This window comes from Myxococcus llanfairpwllgwyngyllgogerychwyrndrobwllllantysiliogogogochensis (assembly GCF_006636215.1).
In the GTDB taxonomy this organism is placed as follows: Bacteria; Myxococcota; Myxococcia; order Myxococcales; family Myxococcaceae; genus Myxococcus; species Myxococcus llanfairpwllgwyngyllgogerychwyrndrobwllllantysiliogogogochensis.
In genome coordinates, this window is sequence record NZ_VIFM01000791.1 from 1 (window position 1) to 438 (window position 438).

General features: G+C 68.0%; 1 pseudogene. It reads left to right on the top strand.

Annotated features, from left to right (window positions below):
- Nucleotides 1-48: 48 nt before the first annotated feature.
- Nucleotides 49-438, top strand: a pseudogene (locus tag FJV41_RS57420) (hypothetical protein); the annotation flags it as partial.

Consider the following 438-nt stretch of genomic DNA (forward strand, 5'->3'; position numbering starts at 1 on the left):
ATATACACCTATGCGATCGTCGGCAGCGTCGGATGTTTATAAGAGACAGGGCTGGGTGCGGAGTACATGTCCTCGACGGTGGACATGCGCGCGCGTCTGGAGGGCCGCCTTCAGCGTGGAGGCTTCCGTCAGGGCGCCTTCGGTCCGGACTACGAGCTGGCGCGCTTCCAGGTGGCGGGCCCGGACGCCTTGCCACAGGCGGACGCGCCGTTTCCGGACGGGTACTCGGCACACGGCGAGGTGATTCTGAGCTGGGACGCGGAGAGCCTGGGTGTCCTGGGACAGCGCCACTTCCGCCTGTCGATGGGCGCCGAGGTTTTCAACTGGGGTCGAGTGGACGTGGACGGCCGGCTGGAGACGCAGCTCTTCCACCGGAACCTCTCGGTGGGGGTGGGCGGCCTGGCGGTGGGCGCGGGCAGACTGGGAGCGCGCTACCTC